General features: G+C 43.6%; 19 protein-coding genes. All 19 read left to right on the top strand.

Annotated features, from left to right (window positions below):
- The first annotated feature begins 12 nt into the window (after positions 1-12).
- The 19 genes from pgeF (at position 13) to pyrE (ending at position 20,410) form a co-directional block, all read left to right on the top strand.
- Positions 13-840, top strand: a complete 828-nt coding sequence (gene pgeF, locus J7E52_RS23805; protein ID WP_214750820.1) for a peptidoglycan editing factor PgeF — start codon at positions 13-15, stop codon at positions 838-840.
- Positions 841-842: 2 nt separating this feature from the next.
- On the top strand, positions 843-1,514 hold the full coding sequence (locus J7E52_RS23800; RefSeq protein ID WP_214750819.1) for a YggS family pyridoxal phosphate-dependent enzyme: 672 nt from the start codon (positions 843-845) through the stop codon (positions 1,512-1,514).
- A gap of 21 nt (positions 1,515-1,535) precedes the next feature.
- The gene (locus tag J7E52_RS23795) at positions 1,536-2,000 is read left to right on the top strand and encodes a cell division protein SepF (RefSeq protein ID WP_214750818.1); all 465 of its coding nucleotides are present in this window, start codon (positions 1,536-1,538) and stop codon (positions 1,998-2,000) included.
- Between the two features lie 6 nt (positions 2,001-2,006).
- Entirely contained in the window at positions 2,007-2,273 is a 267-nt protein-coding gene (locus J7E52_RS23790; protein ID WP_095389927.1) for a YggT family protein, read from the top strand.
- A 127-nt stretch (positions 2,274-2,400) separates the two neighbouring features.
- Positions 2,401-3,174 carry a YlmH family RNA-binding protein gene (locus J7E52_RS23785; RefSeq protein WP_214750817.1) on the top strand — a complete coding sequence of 258 codons (774 nt, stop codon included), beginning with the start codon at positions 2,401-2,403 and terminating at the stop codon, positions 3,172-3,174.
- A gap of 85 nt (positions 3,175-3,259) precedes the next feature.
- A complete protein-coding gene (locus J7E52_RS23780; RefSeq protein ID WP_034313857.1) occupies positions 3,260-3,775 on the top strand; it encodes a DivIVA domain-containing protein in 516 nt (171 codons plus the stop codon).
- Positions 3,776-4,169: 394 nt separating this feature from the next.
- Positions 4,170-6,938 (top strand): isoleucine--tRNA ligase, encoded by a 2,769-nt coding sequence (gene ileS / locus J7E52_RS23775; RefSeq protein WP_214750885.1) that lies wholly within the window; start codon positions 4,170-4,172, stop codon positions 6,936-6,938.
- Positions 6,939-7,124: 186 nt separating this feature from the next.
- On the top strand, positions 7,125-7,595 hold the full coding sequence (gene lspA / locus J7E52_RS23770; protein ID WP_214750816.1) for a signal peptidase II: 471 nt from the start codon (positions 7,125-7,127) through the stop codon (positions 7,593-7,595).
- Positions 7,588-8,505 (top strand): RluA family pseudouridine synthase, encoded by a 918-nt coding sequence (locus J7E52_RS23765; RefSeq protein ID WP_214750815.1) that lies wholly within the window; start codon positions 7,588-7,590, stop codon positions 8,503-8,505. The genes lspA and J7E52_RS23765 overlap by 8 nt, the downstream gene beginning before the upstream one ends.
- A 196-nt stretch (positions 8,506-8,701) precedes the next feature.
- Positions 8,702-9,244 (top strand): bifunctional pyr operon transcriptional regulator/uracil phosphoribosyltransferase PyrR, encoded by a 543-nt coding sequence (gene pyrR / locus J7E52_RS23760; RefSeq protein WP_286198054.1) that lies wholly within the window; start codon positions 8,702-8,704, stop codon positions 9,242-9,244.
- Between the two features lie 176 nt (positions 9,245-9,420).
- Entirely contained in the window at positions 9,421-10,704 is a 1,284-nt protein-coding gene (locus J7E52_RS23755; RefSeq protein WP_214750813.1) for a solute carrier family 23 protein, read from the top strand.
- 202 nt (positions 10,705-10,906) lie between these two features.
- Positions 10,907-11,842: an aspartate carbamoyltransferase catalytic subunit gene (locus J7E52_RS23750; RefSeq protein WP_214750812.1), complete on the top strand. Its 936-nt coding sequence runs from the start codon at positions 10,907-10,909 to the stop codon at positions 11,840-11,842.
- Entirely contained in the window at positions 11,805-13,091 is a 1,287-nt protein-coding gene (locus J7E52_RS23745) for a dihydroorotase (RefSeq protein ID WP_214750811.1), read from the top strand. The genes J7E52_RS23750 and J7E52_RS23745 overlap by 38 nt, the downstream gene beginning before the upstream one ends.
- Complete coding sequence (locus tag J7E52_RS23740) at positions 13,088-14,194, top strand: carbamoyl phosphate synthase small subunit (RefSeq protein WP_214750810.1); 1,107 nt, start codon at positions 13,088-13,090, stop codon at positions 14,192-14,194. Before J7E52_RS23745 ends, J7E52_RS23740 begins: the two co-directional genes overlap by 4 nt.
- A complete protein-coding gene (gene carB / locus J7E52_RS23735; protein WP_214750809.1) occupies positions 14,173-17,379 on the top strand; it encodes a carbamoyl-phosphate synthase large subunit in 3,207 nt (1,068 codons plus the stop codon). Before J7E52_RS23740 ends, carB begins: the two co-directional genes overlap by 22 nt.
- A complete protein-coding gene (locus J7E52_RS23730) occupies positions 17,376-18,155 on the top strand; it encodes a dihydroorotate dehydrogenase electron transfer subunit (RefSeq protein WP_214750808.1) in 780 nt (259 codons plus the stop codon). The genes carB and J7E52_RS23730 overlap by 4 nt, the downstream gene beginning before the upstream one ends.
- Positions 18,152-19,093: a dihydroorotate dehydrogenase gene (locus J7E52_RS23725; RefSeq protein WP_214750807.1), complete on the top strand. Its 942-nt coding sequence runs from the start codon at positions 18,152-18,154 to the stop codon at positions 19,091-19,093. The genes J7E52_RS23730 and J7E52_RS23725 overlap by 4 nt, the downstream gene beginning before the upstream one ends.
- Positions 19,065-19,781 carry an orotidine-5'-phosphate decarboxylase gene (pyrF, locus tag J7E52_RS23720; protein WP_214750806.1) on the top strand — a complete coding sequence of 239 codons (717 nt, stop codon included), beginning with the start codon at positions 19,065-19,067 and terminating at the stop codon, positions 19,779-19,781. Before J7E52_RS23725 ends, pyrF begins: the two co-directional genes overlap by 29 nt.
- A complete protein-coding gene (pyrE, locus tag J7E52_RS23715) occupies positions 19,775-20,410 on the top strand; it encodes an orotate phosphoribosyltransferase (protein ID WP_214750805.1) in 636 nt (211 codons plus the stop codon). Before pyrF ends, pyrE begins: the two co-directional genes overlap by 7 nt.
- The last annotated feature ends 38 nt before the right edge of the window (positions 20,411-20,448 follow it).

The raw sequence follows: 20,448 nt of genomic DNA, 5'->3' as shown, positions 1-20,448 counted from the left end.
GAGGTTTATAGCATGAAAGAGCCATTTGTTTTAATAAAAGATCAATATATGCTCATTGACAGCTGGAGACAAAAAAATCTCCAGCTCGTAGCGGGCTTCACCACAAAAAATGGGGGAGTCAGTACAGGTGATTTTCAAACATTGAATACCGGTTTTCATGTCGGTGATAAACTTGAAGATGTCCAGGGAAACCGTAGGATTTTAGCCGATACGCTGAAGTTTCCGCTTAATGTATGGATAGGCGCCGAGCAGACACATGAAACGAAAATCCAGCAAGTCACCAGCCGTGATGGCGGGAGAGGTGCTACGGATTATGATTCAGCCTTTAAAGCGACTGACGGCTTCTTTACGAAGGACCAAAACGCTTTATTGACCCTTTGCTATGCAGACTGCGTGCCCTTATATTTTATTGCTCCGGCACATGGTATGATTGGGGTGGCACATGCTGGCTGGAAAGGTACCGTTAATGGAATTGCACGAAAAATGGTTGAGGCATGGCTGAGTGAGGGTATAAAAGCAAGTGAGATATTTGCTGTTATTGGACCGTCGATTTGTTCGAAGTGCTATGTAGTTGATGATTATGTCATGGATTTAGTGCAGAATTTGCTGGTAGATATTGACGAAAAGCCCTATAATTTAATCAGTGAAGGACAATATCAATTAGACCTTAAGCAACTTAATGCATTGATTCTTCAAAAATCAGGAATTCCAAAAAGCCAGATCGACGTAACATCATACTGTACAAGCTGTGATCATGAATTGTTTTTTTCACATCGCCGTGATAACGGGAAGACAGGCAGATTGATGAGCTTTATCGGTTGGAAGGAGGATTTAGAGTAACAGTGAAAGTAGTGGACAATTTAAAAAACATCGAAGAAAAAATAAATAGAGCATGTGAAAATAGCGGAAGGGACCGTGAAGCGATAAAGTTGATCGCAGTGACGAAATATGTTTCGGTCGAGAGAGCGAATGAAGCATTGGAAGCGGGAATACTTGATTTGGGTGAAAACCGTGACGAAGGGCTTTTGACTAAATATGAAGTGCTGAAGGACAAGCCCAACTGGCATTATATTGGTTCCATGCAAACACGCAAAGTAAAGAATGTCATCGATAAAATTTCGTATATCCATTCTTTGGATCGCATTTCTTTGGCAGAAGAAATTCAGAAACGCGCAAAAGAGCCGATAAACTGTTTAGTGCAGGTGAATGTATCTGGTGAGGAATCAAAACATGGTTTGAATCCTGAGGCGACAATGGATTTCATAAAAGGGTTATCTGATTTTGATAAGGTGAATGTTGCAGGATTGATGACGATGGCGCCATTGACCGATGATGAACAGGTCTTGCGGGAATGCTTCCGGAAACTGAAAGGCATCCAGGTTGAAATACAAAATTTAGAGTTGAAGCATGCCCCCTGCACTGAATTGTCCATGGGTATGTCCAATGATTTCATGATAGCCATTGAGGAAGGCGCTACAATGATCAGGATTGGTACAGCACTTGTAGGCGAATAATTTTAAGGAGGTACGCTATAGATGTCGTTCGTATCAAAATTTAAATCTTATTTCGCGCTGGATGATGAGTATGAGTACAGGGAAGAAGTGATCGAAGAAGAGGAGGCTGAACCAAAAGTCGTGAAGTCAGCTAAACAGCAGCAGTCCGCTTCTGGAGGGAATAATAGCAATCAGAATATCGTAAGTTTGCAAAGCGTACAGAAATCTTCTAAAGTAGTATTATTGGAGCCTCGTGCTTATGCAGAAGCCCAGGAGGTAGCTGACCATTTAAAAAACAGGCGCGCTGTAGTCGTGAACCTTCAACGAATCCAGCATGACCAAGGAAAGCGAATCATCGATTTTCTAAGTGGGACTGTCTATGCAATCAGCGGGGATATCCAAAAAATCGGAACAGATATATTCTTATGTACCCCGGACAACGTCGATGTTTCCGGTAATATTACCGGCTTCGCCGCCGAAGAGGAGTACGAAGAAGCGAGGTGGTAATGGTTAATGGGTTTAGTGCTTCAAGGTTTATATTATTTAATTGAAATTTATTCAATGGCATTAATCGTTTACATATTGATGTCATGGTTCCCCAATGCAAGGGAGACATCGATTGGTCAATTTCTGGAAAAGATTTGCGAACCGTATTTAGAACCGTTCAGAAAGTTCATTCCGTCACTTGGCATGATTGATCTTTCACCTCTTGTGGCCTTGCTGGTTCTTAATTTTGCCAGCGGTTATGGAATCTATTACTTACAGACTTTGATAGGATGATCAACAATTAACCTGACATGCATCTTACTACACAGTCGGAAGATTCTCCGCTGTGTAGTAGCAACGCAGAACGTGTTTAATCCATGATCGACCATTAATTTGATAACTAAGGAGCATTTATTCAATCATGAGTATTTATCAGCATTTCAGGCCGGAGGAAAAAGATTTCATTGACCAGGCCATGAATTGGATTGATCAGGTTAAAAATTCCTACGCTCCGAAACTATCTGATTTTCTTGATCCGCGTCAGCAGGAAATCCTTACTTCCTTAATTGGGAATGATCCGGATGCGAAACTGCAATTCAATGGCGGGAGCGATTTCGTAGAGCGAAAACGTGTGCTCATTTACCCTGATTATTACTCTCCTGAACCATCGGATTTCAATATCTCCTTATACGATATCTCCTATCCAAAAAAGTTTGTTACGCTTGAACATAGGCAAATACTTGGAACCTTGATGTCACTAGGGGTAAAACGTGAAAAATTTGGTGATATAATAGTGACGGAGGAGCATATTCATTTTATAGCTGCCGAAGAGATGGATTCATATCTCACAGGAAATCTGGAGAAAATAGGTAACGCTTCCGTTTCCATTAAACGGCTTCCGATCGAGAATATCGTCCAAGTTAAGGAAAAATGGGAAGAGCAAGTAACCACAGTCAGTTCCCTTAGGCTTGACAGTGTGATATCTTCCGTCCTGAATATGTCACGTCAAAAAACGCAGGCCTTGATAACGTCAGGAAAAGTAAAGGTGAATTTCAAGCAAACGGAAAACGTCTCGGAAGAATGCCGTGAAGGTGATACACTTTCCATCAGAGGTTTTGGCAGATGTAAAATAGCTTCAATCGATGGGAAAACCAAGAAGGATAAGTGGAGAATCTCGTTAGGCAGACAAAAATAATTCAATAAAAAGCAGGATTTATAAATTTATTGTCGAATATAGAGTTTTAACATACTAGAGTAGAAACCGTTCTGGAGGTGCCGTAATGCCCTTAACCCCGATAGATATACATAACAAGGAATTTAACAAAGTATTTCGAGGGTATGATGAAGATGAAGTAAATGAATTTCTCGACCAGGTCATTAAGGATTATGAACTGATTTTGAGGGAGAAGAAAGAACTTGAAGATAAACTGAACGAAACTTTTGATCGTTTGGGACATTTTACGACAATTGAAGGTACACTTAACAAGTCGATTATTGTCGCTCAAGAAGCAGCCGAAGAATTAAGGCGCAATGCCCAAAAAGAAGCGAAACTGATCATAAAGGAAGCAGAGAAAAATGCAGACAGGATCGTCAATGAGTCACTTGTGAAAGCAAGGAAAATAGCGATGGATATTGAAGATTTGAAAAAGCAATCCAAAGTATTCCGGACGCGTTTCAAAATGCTTGTCGGTGCACAGCTGGATTTGCTGGACAATGACGATTGGGATCATCTTCTGGATTATGAAGTGGATGCGACTGAAATAGAATTAAATGAGAGAGTGGAAGAGGAAATTTAAACGATTCCTTGACTTTGAACACTTTTTTCGCATATAATTTTTTAACAATACTATTCATTATGATATTAGACGATGACAGGGAAAGTAAATTCTTCACACACTTATTTTTAGCGAACCGGGGATGGTGAAAGCCCGGAATAAGCGAAGATATTGAAGATCACCCTTGAGTTCTGAGTTGAACCTGCTTATGCAGTAAGTAAATGAAGCGTTTCATTCACGTTACGAATGCTCGAGAGGTTGGATTCACTATGTGGATCTTTCTAGCCAGGGTGGTACCGCGGGAAGCAAAGCTTTCTCGTCCCTTTTTTAGGGATGAGAGGGCTTTTTATTTTGGCCGGATATCAAGTCATCGGTTCGAATGAATTTTTTTAAAAGACGGATGGAGGATTTTATGATGGAATACAAAGATACCTTATTGATGCCTAAAACTGAATTTCCAATGCGGGGGAATTTACCGAAACGTGAACCGGAAATCCAAGAAAAATGGAAAGAAATGAACATCTATAAAAAAGTGCAAGAACAAACGGAAGGACGTCCTTTATTCATTTTGCATGATGGACCTCCATATGCCAACGGCGATATCCATATGGGCCATGCAATGAATAAGGTTTTAAAGGATTTCATTGTCCGATTTAAATCGATGAGCGGTTTTCAAGCACCGTATGTACCTGGCTGGGATACGCATGGGCTTCCAATCGAAACGGCATTGACGAAAAAAGGCGTGAAACGGAAAGAAATGAGCGTTGCCGAATTCAGGAAGCTTTGTGAAGAATATGCTTATGGTCAGATTGACAATCAACGTGAGCAGTTTAAGAGAATAGGGGTCCGTGGTGATTGGGAAAATCCTTATATCACATTAAAGCCTGAATATGAAGCACAGCAAATCAAGGTATTCGGTGAAATGGCGAAAAAAGGCTACATTTATAAAGGGAAAAAACCTGTTTACTGGTCCCCATCAAGTGAATCAGCGCTAGCCGAAGCTGAAATTGAATATCAAGATAAACGCTCTGCGTCAATCTATGTTGCTTTTGAGGTCACAGATGGAAAAGGTGTAATCGATGAAGGCGTCAAAATCATCATCTGGACGACAACTCCATGGACGATCCCGGCTAATCTTGGTATCTCATTGCATCCGCAATTAAATTACGTAGTAGTGGCTGTCGAAAATGAAAAATTCTTACTTGCTGAGGCACTGCTTGAATCGGTAACGGAAACATTAGGCTGGGAAAACCCGTCTATCCTGAAAACGGTAAAAGGTAGCGAGTTGGACCGTGCTGTTGCCAAACATCCTCTTTATGACCGCGAATCTTTAGTGATGTTAGGTGAGCACGTAACGACTGAAGCTGGAACGGGTTGTGTTCATACGGCGCCTGGCCATGGTGAAGATGACTTTATCATTGGGCAAAAATATGGCTTGGACGTACTTTGTCCTGTAGATGAAAAAGGAGTCATGACGGAAGAGGCTGGGGAGTTTGCCGGATTATTTTATGATCAAGCGAATAAACCAATTACCGAAAAATTAACTGAAGCAGGCGCGTTATTGAACTTGACGTTCATTACGCACTCTTATCCACATGACTGGCGGACGAAGAAGCCAACAATCTTCCGTGCAACAGCACAATGGTTCGCGTCAATCAAAGACTTCCGCAGTGAACTTCTGGAAGCGATTGAAGAAACCAAATGGGTACCGGCTTGGGGCGAAACGCGCCTATTCAATATGGTCCGTGACCGCGGGGATTGGTGTATTTCCCGCCAACGCGCTTGGGGCGTCCCAATTCCAGTGTTTTATGCAGAAAATGGCGAGCCGATCATTACAGATGAAACCATCGACCATATTTCAAACCTATTCCGTGAACACGGCTCAAACATCTGGTTTGAGCGTGAAGCGAAAGATCTTCTGCCTGAAGGCTATACACATGAAGGCAGCCCTAATGGTATCTTCACGAAAGAAACGGATATCATGGACGTATGGTTCGATTCCGGTTCTTCCCATCAAGCGGTGCTTGAAGAAAGAGACGACTTGCAGCGCCCAGCTGACCTTTATTTAGAAGGTTCCGATCAATATCGCGGCTGGTTTAACTCATCACTTTCAACAAGTGTTGCGGTAACAGGCAAAGCGCCATATAAAGGTGTACTTAGCCACGGGTTCGCATTGGATGGCGAAGGCCGTAAAATGAGTAAGTCGATTGGGAACGTTGTACTGCCATCCAAGGTCATGAACCAACTTGGAGCAGATATCTTACGCCTTTGGGTAGCTTCGGTGGATTACCAATCGGATGTCAGGGTTTCCGATCCTATTTTAAAACAAGTTTCGGAAGTTTATCGTAAAATCCGTAATACATTCCGCTTCCTGCTAGGGAACTTGGATGGATTCAATCCAAAAACCGATAAAGTGTCAGTTCAAGAATTGCCTGAAGTCGATCGATACATGCTGGTAAAATTGAATAAACTGATCAAACAGTCGAAGCTAAGTTATGAAAATTATGAGTTTGCTACTATTTATAATATGGTCAATAATTTCTGTACACAGGATTTAAGTTCGTTCTACCTTGATTATGCTAAAGACATTCTTTATTGTGAAGCACCAAATGGTAAAGAGCGTTTGGCCATTCAAACGGTCCTTTACGAATCATTGGTCAGCTTAACGAAATTGGTGTCACCGATCCTCTCTCATACAGCTGATGAAGTATGGGCGTTCATTCCGGGTGTAACGGAAGAAAGTGTACAGTTGACATTGATGCCTGAAGAAATTTCCATTGATGATGCTGAAGTCATTGAAGAAAAATGGACGGCGTTCATGGATGTCCGTGATAATGTACTTAAAGCATTAGAAGAAGCCCGTAACCAGAAGGTCATCGGAAAATCACTGAACGCTAAAGTGATGGTATATGTTAATGAGGAAACGAAGAATCTGCTTGATGGCATCAAGGAAAGCTTTGAACAGCTATTCATCGTATCCGAATTTGAAATCGCTGGCGATGTGGCAAGTGCCCCGGCAGAGGCGGTTAAACTTGAGGATATAGCAATCCTTGTTACAAAAGCAGAAGGTGAAACGTGTGAACGTTGCTGGAATGTTTCGAAGGAAGTAGGTCAAGTGGAAGAACATCCGACACTTTGCCCGCGTTGTGCTACAGTCGTCAAAGAGCATTACGTGAATCAATAATTCAAAAAAGGAAAGCCGGTCCCTTTATGAAGGGCCGGCTTTTTTGTGGGAATGAAAGCTAAAACCTCCATAGGGAATATTATTCTTCAGGTACCGACAGCTGACTTCCGCTTTTCGGATTAGTCATTATTTCTAGTTTATGCTACAATTCAAAAGTGAAGATTTGATTAGTTTGGGGGAAAAAATGTGTTTTATTATTTGATTGCCCTTTTGGTCATAGCTCTCGATCAGCTGACAAAATGGATGATTGTGAAAAAAATGGAGTACGGAGAAAGCATTGAAATTATTGAAAACCTTCTATATATCACCTCGCATCGTAATCGTGGGGCAGCATGGGGAATTCTACAAGGTCAAATGTGGTTTTTCTACATCATCACCATCGCTGTCATTATTGGACTTGTCTATTATATTCAGAAAATGGCGAAGGAAAGCATTTTGCTTGGAGCTGCACTTGCTCTCATGCTAGGCGGTGCGATTGGTAATTTCATCGATCGTGTGGTTCGTCAGGAAGTAGTGGATTTCGTCCATACCTATATTTTCAGCTACAGTTTCCCGGTATTTAATGTTGCTGATGCTGCGCTTTCAATTGGTGTCGGACTGCTCGTGATTCATATGTTTTTAGAAGAAAAAAACGCTAAGGAGAAAGATAATGGATAAAAGGTTATACAGCATCGATGAAACACTAAAAGGAGTTAGGATTGATAAGGCCCTTTCCACTTTGAATGAGGAATGGTCACGTACTCAGGTCCAGCAATGGATTAAGGATGATCATGTTTTGGTAAATGGCACGGCGATAAAGACGAATTACAAAGCTGTTCCTGGCGATACAATCGAAGTGACGATTCCTGATCTTGAGGAATTGGATGCGGTGGCAGAGGAAATGGATTTGGATATCTATTATGAAGATGCGGATGTCCTTGTGGTTAATAAACCGAGCGGTATGGTCGTCCATCCGGCACCTGGACATGTATCCGGTACGCTTGTAAATGGATTGATGGCTCACTGTAAGGATCTTTCTGGAATCAACGGTGTCATGCGGCCTGGAATCGTCCATCGAATCGATAAAGATACATCAGGTCTATTGATGGTAGCCAAAAATGATATGGCACATGAAAAACTGGTACAGCAGCTTGTTGACAAAACGGTTACCCGTAAGTATCAAGCTGTAGTTCATGGTGTGATCCCTCATGACTTCGGAACGATCGATGCACCGATCGGCCGCGATAAAAAAGATCGCCAAAGCATGACTGTCACAGATTCGAATGCCAAAAATGCTGTCACGCATTTCCGGGTCATCGAACGTTTCAAAGATTTCACTTTGGTGGAATGCCAGCTTGAAACAGGAAGGACACATCAAATTCGTGTTCACATGAAATACATTGGCTTCCCGCTAGCGGGTGATCCGAAATATGGTCCGAAAAAGACCTTGAAATTAGATGGACAAGCATTGCACGCCGGTCTTCTAGGTTTCATTCATCCTCGTACAAATGAGTATATGGAATTCGAAGCTCCGATTCCTGAAGAGTTTGAAAATCTAATTAATCAATTGCGTAGAAGTAAGGATTGACAAATACGTTTTTCTGATATATTATAATAACAACTTAATAAGAACCTTTAACACAGTTCAGAGAGACTGAGAAGGAAACGGATGCGCAAATTGGGATAATTATGCCCATGGCGATAAAATCCCCATGCCTTCTTGGCATGGGGATTTTTTGTTGAAATTGACCTATCAGAAAAATGGAATCGGGGTGGCCGACGTGTTGACTGAGAAAGCCATAGTACTTGATGAGAAGGCCATTAGCAGAGCCTTGACGAGAATTGCCCATGAAATTATTGAGAAAAATAAGGGTATTGAAAATTGCGTCTTAATCGGGATACGTACACGCGGGATTTTCCTCGCTGACCGACTTGCAAAGCGCATCAATCAAATAGAAGGCAAGGAAATAGAACTGGGTGAACTCGATATTACACTTTATCGCGATGACCTTTCAAAAAAGACCAATGATGGGGAACCCATCGTAAAAGGTTCAGACATTCCGGTCAATATCACCGACAAGAAAGTGATACTGGTGGATGATGTTCTTTTCACAGGCAGAACCGTTAGAGCGGCAATGGATGCTCTGGTGGATTTGGGAAGACCTTCGCAGATCCAGCTTGCCGTATTAGTGGATAGGGGACATAGGGAATTGCCGATTCGCGCGGATTTCGTCGGCAAAAACGTTCCGACTTCCCAATCTGAAAAAATTACAGTTACGTTAACAGAAGTTGATGAAGTAGATCAAGTTACTATATTAGAAAACTAAACAACATGAAAATTTCATATCACCCTTTTAAAGACAGTCCAGAGAGGCTGGCAAAGGGGAGTCAATCGGGAGAGCTATGCCTATGCATAGGCATTCGCCTTCTGAGAAACCCTCTTTGTATACTGCAAAGAGGGTTTTTGCAGTTTTGATGGAATTTTCATGAGGGGGATACGGAAATGGAAGAAGCAAAAAGGGACATCGTACTGGATGTCGAGGACGTGCCAAAGGCTGGCCAATGGATTACGTTAAGCATCCAGCATTTGTTCGCCATGTTCGGTGCAACGGTGCTGGTGCCATTCTTGGTAGGGTTAAGCCCGGCGGTAGCACTGGTTTCAAGCGGATTGGGCACACTCTCATACTTATTGATAACCAAAGGTCAGATACCAGCTTATCTCGGGTCATCTTTCGCTTTCATTACGCCGATTATCGCGGCAAAGGCATTAGGTGGTCCGGAGGCGGCCATGATCGGCTGTTTTGCAGCAGGGTTCATATATGGGATAGTAGCATTGATTATCCAAAAAGTCGGATTGCGCTGGTTAATGAATATACTTCCTCCGGTTGTGGTAGGTCCGGTCATTATCGTAATCGGATTAAGCCTTGCCGGAACGGCCGTGGACATGGCAATGTATGATCCACAAGATAAATACAGCGTCACATATATAGTTATAGCGCTGATCACTTTAGCGGTGACCATCATCTGTAACGTGTTCTTTAAAGGATTCATTAACTTGATCCCGATTTTAATGGGAATCATAGTGGGCTACGCCTGTTCGGCTGTGGCAGGAATAATAGATTATGAACCGATCAAGTCTGCACAATGGTGGGAAATGCCTGAATTCATGTTTCCATATGTAACCTATACACCGACCTTCTCATGGGAGGTCATTGCCATCATGGTACCCGTCGCCATCGTAACTTTATCAGAACATATTGGTCACCAAATGGTACTGAGCAAAGTAGTCGGCAGAAACTTTTTGGAAAAGCCCGGTTTGCATCGCTCGATTTTAGGAGATGGAGCAGGAATCATGATTGGTTCCTTCATCGGTGGGCCGCCGCTGACATCATATGGTGAAAATATTGGGGTCCTGACGATGACGAAGGCGTACAGTGTGTATATCATCGGTGGGGCAGCATTAACTGCAATCATCTTTGGCTTTAACGGTAAGATTTCAGCAGTGATCAGCTCGATACCTAGCGCCGTGATGGGCGGTATTTCCATCTTGCTCTTCGGTATCATCGCATCAAGCGGATTAAGGATGCTGATTGATAATAAGGTCGATTTTGACAAGAAAAGAAACCTGATGATAGCTTCGGTCATCCTGGTATTAGGAATCGGAGGAGCGTTCGTACAACTATCGGAAACGGTATCGCTTTCCGGAATGGCACTTTCAGCCATCGTCGGAATCCTTCTAAACTTGATTCTTCCGGACCGTGAAAAAATATCCGGAGATATATTTTAAAAATAAGATACTGCATCAAAACAATAAATCACCTTTTAAAAGAAGTCCAGAGAGGCTTAAAAGGGTGTTGCTGTAAAGATGAATGAGAACGGGATAAGGTGTAAACCATTCCGTGTCCCACAATCTTTATGACCTACACCCTGTCCTTAATGGCGGGGTGTTTTTTATGCCCCGCATCACAAATGTGAAAGGAGCAGGATCGATGAAAAAATTATTGACCATGAATGAATTGTCTTTAACTGAAATTGAAGGAATTTTACATGAGGCAGAGGGTTTTGCCAACGGATCTAGCTGGAATCCAAAGCAGCAGACCACAGTTGCCAATCTCTTCTTTGAACCAAGCACACGTACAAAATCAAGTTTTGAAATGGCTGAAAGAAAACTGGGACTTGAGGTCATTCCTTTTGATGCGGGGACATCATCCGTGTTAAAAGGCGAAACCTTATATGACACTGTTAGAACGTTAGAAGCAATAGGAGTAAATGCCTTGATCATCCGTCATGAACAGGATAATTATTTTGACGAATTGAATGAGAAGATCGGGATTCCAATAATCAATGCAGGGGATGGCTGCGGAAATCACCCAACCCAATCATTACTGGACTTATTGACGATAAAACAAGAGTTTAAAAGTTTCAAAGGTCTGAAGATTGCGATAATCGGTGATGTGAGGCATAGTCGGGTTGCAAAATCGAATGCAGAAGCATTAACCCGTTTAGGAGCGAATGTCGTATTTTCGGGTCCGCCTGAATGGTTTGACAGAACAAACAGTTTAGGAAGGTATGAAGAAATCGATCATGCGGTAGCTACATCGGATGTCGTCATGCTGCTCAGAATACAACATGAAAGGCATGTTGAAAAATACGATCAGGCAAATGGAGATTATCTGGAAAGTTTCGGCCTGACCAAACAACGTGAAAAAAATATGAAACCGGATGCGATCATCATGCATCCTGCACCAATAAACCGCGGTGTTGAAATAGACAGTGATTTAGTCGAATGCAGCCGCTCAAGAATTTTCAAACAAATGGAGAATGGCGTGTTCATTAGAATGGCCGTATTAAAAAATGTGCTTGACCAATCCGAAGGGGGAAACATCCATGAAAACAGTAATCAAAAATGGAGTATTGCTAGATAATCAAAACTCATTCAAAAAAGCGGACATTGAAATGGAAGGCAAGGTCATCACAAAAATCGGTGAGAACTTAGCAACGGAAAATTGTAAGGTAGTTGACGCTGATGGATTGCTTATTACATCAGGATTTGTTGACCTGCATGTCCATCTACGTGAACCGGGCGGTGAACATAAAGAAACAATCGCAAGTGGGACGCTTGCAGCGGCAAGAGGCGGTTTCACTACGGTAGCGGCGATGCCGAATACAAGGCCAGTTCCTGATACAGTGGAGAACCTTGAAGCGCTTAACAGGAAAATTGAAGAAACGGCTCATGTCAGGGTACTCCCATATGCATCCATTACGATTAGGGAAGCAGGCAAGGAGCTGACCGACTTTTCTTCATTAAAACAAAATGGTGCTTTCGCCTTTACGGACGATGGTGTAGGAATTCAAGAGGCCGGGATGATGCTGGAAGCGATGAAACGGGCAGCAGCTCAAGATATGGCCATAGTTGCTCATTGTGAAGACAATAGCTTAATCAATAAAGGCTCCGTCCATGAAGGAAGATTCTCAAAAGAACAGGGGATCAATGGAATTCCGTCCGTATGTGAAGCTGTACATATTGCCCGGGATATCCTTCTTGCCGAAGCGGCAGACTGCCATTATCACGTTTGCCATATATCCACGAAGGAATCGGTAAGGACTGTAAGAGATGCAAAACGCGCAGGTATCCGAGTCACAGCTGAAGTAACACCACATCACTTATTATTGTGTGAAGATGATATACCTGGACTTGATACGAATTATAAAATGAACCCGCCATTAAGGGGCCGTGAAGATCGGGACGCGTTGATAGAAGGACTTCTTGACGGAACCATTGATTTTATAGCAACAGACCATGCCCCGCATGCGGCAGAGGAAAAGGCTCAGGGAATGCAGCTGGCTCCTTTCGGAATAGTAGGATTGGAAACGGCCTTCCCGCTGCTTTACACCGAATTGGTTAAAAAGGGCGTAATAACATTAAAGCAATTGATCGATTTCATGACAATCAAACCATCTGAAAGTTTCTCCCTGCCTTATGGAGAGCTAAAGGAAGGTGCTCCTGCGGATATCGTGCTCATCGATTTGGAAACGGAAAAAGAAATTAATGCTGAAGAGTTTGCTTCAAAAGGGAAAAATACACCTTTTAATGAAAAGAAATGTTATGGCTGGCCAGTCATGACGATTGCGGAAGGAAAAATAGCATGGGAAAAAGGACGTGTTCAAGGATGAAAAGACAGCTAATTTTAGAAGACGGGACAGTATTCCTTGGGGAAGCATTCGGAGGGGACGTAGAAAAAATAGGTGAAGTCGTTTTTAACACAGGAATGACGGGGTACCAGGAGATTCTATCCGATCCATCCTATTGCGGTCAGATCGTTACACTTACTTATCCATTAATCGGGAACTACGGGATTAACCGGGATGACTTTGAATCCATCAATCCAGCGATATCAGGATTCGTCGTCAAGGAAACAGCAGAACTTCCTTCCAACTGGCGAAACCAATTATCACTTGATGAATATCTGAAAATGAAGAACATACCTGGAATAAGCGGAATCGATACGAGAAAGCTGACAAGAATCATCAGGAAATCAGGCGCACTTAAAGGGGCGCTCTGCAATATCAATAAAGATGCAAATGAAGTGGTTTCCCAATTGAAAGCAACGGTGATTCCTTCAAATCAAGTGAAACAGGTTTCAACAAAGGCACCTTATTCCAGTCCGGGCAGAGGCCCGCGGGTAGTTCTTGTAGACTACGGCATGAAGCATGGGATTTTACGTGAGTTGACGAAGCGCGGCTGTGATGTCGTGGTTGTGCCTTATAACGTCACGGCCGAAGAAGTGCTGCAATATCATCCGGATGGCGTGATGCTTTCAAACGGTCCTGGAGATCCGAAAAGTGTTCATGAGACGCTTGAAATGATCCGTACAATCCAAACGCAAGTGCCGTTATTCGGAATCTGTTTAGGACATCAATTATTCGCACTTGCAAACGGGGCGGATACGGCAAAATTAAAATTCGGCCATCGAGGCTCTAATCATCCGGTTAGGGACCTTCGTACCGGCAAGGTATCCATCACATCTCAAAATCATGGATATACAGTTGAAGAGATTTCCATAGAAAGTACAGATCTTATTGTGACACATACAGCATTGAATGACGATACGATTGAAGGTCTGCGCCATAAAAAGTATCCGGCTTTCACCGTACAATATCACCCGGAAGCATCACCAGGTCCGGAAGATGCCAACTACTTATTCGACGAATTCTTACAAATGATTGAAGCTGCAACCAACAAGGGGGAAAAAACATGCCAAAACGCACTGATATAAAAAGCATCCTAGTAATTGGTTCCGGTCCGATCATCATCGGACAGGCCGCCGAGTTCGATTATGCAGGAACCCAAGCGTGTATAGCCTTAAAAGAAGAAGGTTATCGAGTGATCCTGATTAACTCTAACCCTGCGACAATCATGACAGATAGTGAAATGGCTGACGCGGTTTATATCGAACCGATCACTTTGGAATTTGTCAGCAAAATCATCCGTAAAGAGCGCCCGGATGCACTGTTACCTACCTTGGGCGGACAGACTGGCTTGAACATGGCCGTCGAGCTTGCCGAAGCAGGAATCCTGGAAGAATGCAATGTGCAGATTCTTGGGACCAAACTTTCAGCTATCCAACAGGCTGAAGACCGCGACCTTTTCCGTACGCTAATGAACGATCTTGGGGAACCAGTACCTGACAGCGACATTATTCATAACTTGGAAGAGGCTTATACATTCGTGGAAAGAGTCGGCTATCCGGTCATTGTTCGTCCAGCCTTCACGCTTGGCGGAACAGGTGGTGGGATTTGTGATAACGAGGAGCAGCTTATCGAGATTGTCGAGGGTGGCCTGAAAAGCAGCCCGGTTCACCAATGCCTGCTTGAGAAGAGCATTGCCGGTTTCAAAGAAGTGGAATATGAAGTGATGCGTGATTCGAATGATAACGCAATAGTCGTTTGTAATATGGAAAACTTCGATCCTGTCGGTGTCCATACAGGCGATTCAATAGTTGCCGCACCAAGCCAAACATTAAGTGACAGAGAGTATCAAATGCTTAGAAATACTTCTTTGAAGATTATCCGTGCCTTGAAAATTGAAGGTGGATGTAATGTTCAGCTTGCGCTAGATCCAAACAGCTATCAATATTATGTCATTGAAGTGAACCCAAGGGTCAGCCGTTCGTCGGCACTTGCATCAAAAGCAACAGGGTATCCAATTGCAAAGCTAGCAGCAAAGATAGCCGTTGGTTTGACGCTTGATGAAATGATGAACCCTGTCACTGGCAAAACCTATGCCAGCTTTGAACCGGCACTGGACTATGTCGTCACGAAAATTCCGCGCTGGCCTTTCGATAAGTTCGAAAGCGCCAACCGCAGGCTCGGGACCCAAATGAAAGCGACCGGAGAAGTCATGGCAATCGGCCGTACATTCGAGGAATCCATCTTAAAAGCTGTCCGTTCCCTTGAAGCGGGTATATACCATCTTAACTTGAATGACGAGTTTGAGGATGGAAAAATAGAGAAACGCATCAGAAAAGCGGGAGATGAACGGTTATTCTATATCGGTGAAGCTTTAAGAAGGGGGAAAACGATCGAAACCATCCACGAATGGAGCCAGATCGATTTATTCTTCTTGCATAAGTTGAAAAAGATAATCGACTTTGAAAAGCAGCTTAAAGATCATTCTTTTGATTGTGAAGTATTGCAAAAGGCAAAAGAACTAGGGTTTTCTGACAAAACGATCTCGGAAATATGGGAAGTTCCCGAAATTGACGTCTATGAGTACCGGAAACAGCAAGGAATCATCCCTGTTTACAAAATGGTTGATACATGTGCGGCCGAATTCGAATCGGAAACACCGTATTTTTATGGGACATATGAAGATGAGAATGAATCCATCGTTACTGACAAGAAAAGTGTCATTGTTCTGGGATCAGGCCCAATTCGGATAGGGCAAGGAGTAGAGTTTGATTATGCGACCGTACATTCGGTATGGGCCATTAAAGAAGCGGGATATGAAGCGATCATCATCAATAACAATCCCGAAACGGTTTCGACGGATTTCAGTATCTCAGACAAACTTTATTTCGAACCATTGACTATTGAAGATGTCATGCATGTCATCGATTTGGAAAAACCGGAAGGGGTCATCGTCCAGTTTGGTGGACAGACAGCAATCAACCTTGCAGATGGTCTTGTTGAAAGAGGAGTGAAGATCCTTGGTACTTCACTTGAAGACCTGGATAGGGCGGAAAATCGCAATAAATTTGAAAAAGCACTTAAGGATTTAGGCATTCCGCAGCCGAAGGGTAAAACCGCAACATCTGTTGAAGAAGCGATCGTCATCGCAGAAGATATTGGTTACCCGGTATTAGTTAGGCCATCGTATGTTCTCGGAGGACGCGCGATGGAAATCGTCTATAAACAAGAAGAATTGCTGCACTACATGAAAAATGCCGTGAAAATAAATCCGGATCATCCTGTCCTGATAGACCGCTACTTAACGGGTAAGGAAATCGAAGTCGATGGTATTTCCGATGGTGAAACGGTCGTTATCCCTGGAATCATGGAGCATATCGAACGTGCCGGCGTCCATTCAGGCGACTCGATTGCAGTCTATCCGCCGCAAAATCTAACGGAAAAACAAAAAGAAGTAATCATCGACTATACGACCCGATTGGCGAAGGGCTTGAATATAATTGGTCTTTTGAACATTCAATATGTCATCAGCAATGAAGAAGTGTATGTAATTGAAGTTAATCCGCGTTCCAGCCGAACCGTTCCATTCTTAAGTAAAATAACGAATGTGCCGATGGCAAACCTAGCCACGAAGGTCATCTTGGGCCACACACTTGAAAGCCAAGGTTACAAATCGGGGTTAGTGCCAGAACAAACTGGGGTCTTTGTGAAAGTACCGGTCTTCTCTTTTGCAAAATTAAGAGGTGTGGACATTTCACTCGGACCAGAAATGAAATCGACTGGTGAAGTAATGGGGAAAGATAGCACCCTAGAAAAGGCTTTATATAAAGGGTTGGTCGCTTCCGGCTTCAAAATTAAGGGGCATGGTTCGGTATTGTTGACGATATCGGATAAAGATAAGCAAGAAGCGCTACTTTTAGCAAGACGTTTCCATAATATCGGTTTCAAGCTGATAGCCACCAGCGGAACTGCTGCCCTGTTGGAGCAATCAGGCATCCCGACCGCGATTGTCGGTAAAATTGGCGAAGAAGGTACAAACCTGCTGGATGTTATCCGGAACGGGGAAGCGCAATTTGTCATAAATACTTTGACAAAAGGCAAGCAGCCGGCCCGAGATGGTTTCAGAATCAGACGTGAATCGGTTGAAAATGGAGTGACATGCTTAACATCACTTGATACGGCAGAAGCTATTTTAAGAGTGATAGAATCCATGACCTTCTCGGCAGAAGCAATGGGGAAAACGGAAAAAAGTCGTGAGGTGAGCTATATATGATCAAGAAGGAAAGAATGAAGGTGTTAAATCATAAGGAGCTGGCCCCATCCATCTTTGAACTAACTCTGCAAGGTGAATTGGTTTCAGAGATGAAGCAACCAGGCCAGTTTGTCCAAGTCAAGACAACTGACGGCACTGAGCCATTGTTAAGACGCCCGATTTCAATTTCTTCTTACAACAGCAGTGAAAAACAGTTCACGATGATATACCGGGCTGAAGGTAAAGGAACGACGTTGTTATCACAGCGTAAAGAGGCGGAAGCGGTCGATATTCTTGGACCCCTTGGCAACGGATTTCCCGTTAATGAGGCCAAAAAGGGCGAAACGGCATTATTGGTGGGTGGCGGGATTGGTGTCCCGCCCCTGTATCAACTATCACAGATGTTGGTTGCGAAAGGTGTCAGGGTAATCCATGTATTGGGCTTCCAGACCAAGTCAGCCATCTTTTACGAAAAAGAATTCAGTGAATTAGGTGATACCTATATTGCCACGGTAGATGGCTCATATGGGACAAAAGGATTTGTTACGACTGTAATAGACAACCTGGAGCAAGAGTTTGAAACGATCTTTTCCTGCGGGCCTACACCAATGTTAAGCGCGTTGGAAGCGGGCTATCGTGAGAAAAAGCTTTACCTGTCCCTCGAGGAAAGAATGGGGTGCGGCATCGGTGCATGCTTTGCCTGCGTGTGTCATACAGGGGATGACCCAACTGGTTTCAGTTATAAAAAGGTATGCAGCGATGGACCCGTATTCCGGGCAGGAGAGGTGGTATTATGAGCAGGCTTTCAGTTGAATTACCAGGATTACACTTAAAAAACCCGGTCATGCCAGCATCTGGATGCTTTGGATTCGGCCGTGAATACAGTCAATTTTTCGACTTGGATATTCTTGGGGCGATCATGATCAAAGCGACCACTCCTGAGCCGAGGTTCGGTAACCCGACTCCGCGTGTTGCGGAAACCTCTTCGGGAATGCTGAACGCCATCGGTCTGCAGAATCCAGGTTTAGAAAAGGTCATCAGTGAAGAACTGGCATGGCTAGGTGGGTATGATGTTCCCATCATCGCCAACGTTGCAGGTTCGCAAATAGCTGATTATGTAAAGGTTGCCAGGGAAATAAGCAAGGTGGGGAATGTAAAAGCACTTGAATTGAATATCTCTTGTCCGAATGTAAAAGAAGGAGGCATAGCTTTCGGTACGGTACCGGAAGTTGCCAAAGAGGTAACCAAGGCGGTAAAGGAAGTATCTTCCGTTCCTGTATATGTGAAGCTTTCACCGAATGTCAGTAATATTGTGGAAATGGCCAAAGCTGTAGAAGAAGGCGGGGCCGACGGGTTGACAATGATAAATACATTAGTCGGCATGCGGTTGGACTTAAAGACTGGCAAACCGATCCTTTCGAACGGAACGGGTGGGTTATCCGGTCCTGCAATAAAACCTGTTGCGCTCCGGATGATTTATGAAGTAAGCCAGCAAGTGTCGATTCCAATAATCGGAATGGGCGGCATCGCTACAGCGGAAGACGTCATTGAATTTTTCTATGCGGGTGCCAGTGCTGTTGCGGTGGGAACCGCGAACTTCGTGGATCCCTTTGTATGCCCGACCATCATTGAAGAATTACCTAAATTGTTGGATGAGCTGGGATTTGACCATATTTCAGAATGTACCGGAAGGAGCTGGAAGCAGAATGAAACAGTCACTAATTATCGCTCTTGATTTCCCTGACTTCATTCAAACAGAGAAATTCCTGAAACAGTTCCACTCGGAAAAACTCGCTGTAAAAGTGGGGATGGAATTATTTTATCAGAATGGACCATCAATAATCTCTTTCGTAAAAGAGCAAGGCCACGATGTGTTTTTGGACTTGAAGCTTCATGATATTCCGAATACGGTCAAAATGGCCATGACAGGATTGGCAACTTTAGGTGCCGACATGGTCAATGTACATGCGGCGGGCGGCCAAAAGATGATGGAAGCAGCCATTGAAGGCCTGGATAAGGGAACATCCGCTGGTAAAAAACGTCCATTATGCATAGGGGTTACCCAACTGACGAGCACATCACAAGAACAAATGAATGTTGAGCAAAACATTGCCGGATCCCTGGAGGATTCGGTCCTCAATTATGCAAAACTTACTAAACAGGCAGGATTGGATGGCGTCGTCTGTTCCACCCATGAGGTAAAAAACATCCATGAACGCATCGGTCATGAATTTTTAACGGTCACACCTGGAATCCGAAATGCAGGAGGACAGACGCATGATCAAAAGAGAATTGCCACGCCTGAACAGGCTAGGGAATTTGGAGCGGATGCCATCGTTGTAGGGAGAGCCATAACGGGGGCGGAGGATCCATTACGGACTTATTTGGATATGAAGGCAGCTTGGGAGGGAATATCATGTTAAATAAAAAGATAGCGGAACATCTATTGGAAATAAAAGCAGTGTACCTACAGCCGAATGACCCATTTACTTGGGCATCTGGAATTCAATCACCCATTTATTGTGACAACCGCTTAACTCTTTCGTACCCAGAGGTTCGCAATGAAATAGCGGAAGGATTGAAAGGATTGATTGACCAGCATTTCCCTCAGGCTGAACTGATTGCAGGCACAGCAACTGCCGGCATTCCGCATGCAGCTTGGGTGAGTGAAAAATTAAATGCACCGATGTGCTATGTTCGATCCAAAGCCAAGGAGCACGGAAAGGGCAATCAAATCGAAGGCCGCGCTGTTCCAGGACAAAAAGTGGTGGTTGTGGAAGACTTGATTTCAACCGGCGGAAGTGTAATTACTGCTGTTAACGCGCTGAAAGAAGCAGGCTGTAATGTTCTAGGAGTCGTTTCGATCTTTACTTATGAATTGGAAAAGGGAAAAGAAAAATTCGAAGCTGAGGGCATTATTAACCATTCGTTGAGTGACTACTCGACTTTGATAAAAGTCGCTAATGATAAAGGGTACGTCACGGCAGATGAATTGGAAAAGCTAAAAAAATGGCGGGAAAATCCGGCTGATACAGCTTGGATTTCAGCATGAAAATAGAGGTGGCCCAATCACGGAGGATTGGGCCACCT

This window comes from Bacillus sp. ISL-34, from assembly GCF_018613325.1.
Lineage (GTDB): Bacteria > Bacillota > Bacilli > Bacillales > DSM-1321 > Peribacillus.
This window is presented reverse-complemented; position numbering and strand designations above follow the sequence as displayed.

Excerpts from the sequence above, each read along its gene's own strand:
- pgeF (WP_214750820.1), top strand. The coding sequence starts at position 13 with ATGAAAGAGCCATTTGTTTTAATAAAAGATCAATATATGCTCATTGAC.
- J7E52_RS23795 (WP_214750818.1), top strand. The coding sequence starts at position 1,536 with ATGTCGTTCGTATCAAAATTTAAATCTTATTTCGCGCTGGATGATGAG.
- J7E52_RS23790 (WP_095389927.1), top strand. The coding sequence starts at position 2,007 with ATGGGTTTAGTGCTTCAAGGTTTATATTATTTAATTGAAATTTATTCA.
- J7E52_RS23785 (WP_214750817.1), top strand. The coding sequence starts at position 2,401 with ATGAGTATTTATCAGCATTTCAGGCCGGAGGAAAAAGATTTCATTGAC.
- J7E52_RS23780 (WP_034313857.1), top strand. The coding sequence starts at position 3,260 with ATGCCCTTAACCCCGATAGATATACATAACAAGGAATTTAACAAAGTA.
- ileS (WP_214750885.1), top strand. The coding sequence starts at position 4,170 with ATGGAATACAAAGATACCTTATTGATGCCTAAAACTGAATTTCCAATG.
- J7E52_RS23765 (WP_214750815.1), top strand. The coding sequence starts at position 7,588 with ATGGATAAAAGGTTATACAGCATCGATGAAACACTAAAAGGAGTTAGG.
- J7E52_RS23755 (WP_214750813.1), top strand. The coding sequence starts at position 9,421 with ATGGAAGAAGCAAAAAGGGACATCGTACTGGATGTCGAGGACGTGCCA.
- J7E52_RS23750 (WP_214750812.1), top strand. The coding sequence starts at position 10,907 with ATGAAAAAATTATTGACCATGAATGAATTGTCTTTAACTGAAATTGAA.
- J7E52_RS23745 (WP_214750811.1), top strand. The coding sequence starts at position 11,805 with ATGAAAACAGTAATCAAAAATGGAGTATTGCTAGATAATCAAAACTCA.
- J7E52_RS23740 (WP_214750810.1), top strand. The coding sequence starts at position 13,088 with ATGAAAAGACAGCTAATTTTAGAAGACGGGACAGTATTCCTTGGGGAA.
- carB (WP_214750809.1), top strand. The coding sequence starts at position 14,173 with ATGCCAAAACGCACTGATATAAAAAGCATCCTAGTAATTGGTTCCGGT.
- J7E52_RS23730 (WP_214750808.1), top strand. The coding sequence starts at position 17,376 with ATGATCAAGAAGGAAAGAATGAAGGTGTTAAATCATAAGGAGCTGGCC.
- J7E52_RS23725 (WP_214750807.1), top strand. The coding sequence starts at position 18,152 with ATGAGCAGGCTTTCAGTTGAATTACCAGGATTACACTTAAAAAACCCG.
- pyrF (WP_214750806.1), top strand. The coding sequence starts at position 19,065 with ATGAAACAGTCACTAATTATCGCTCTTGATTTCCCTGACTTCATTCAA.
- pyrE (WP_214750805.1), top strand. The coding sequence starts at position 19,775 with ATGTTAAATAAAAAGATAGCGGAACATCTATTGGAAATAAAAGCAGTG.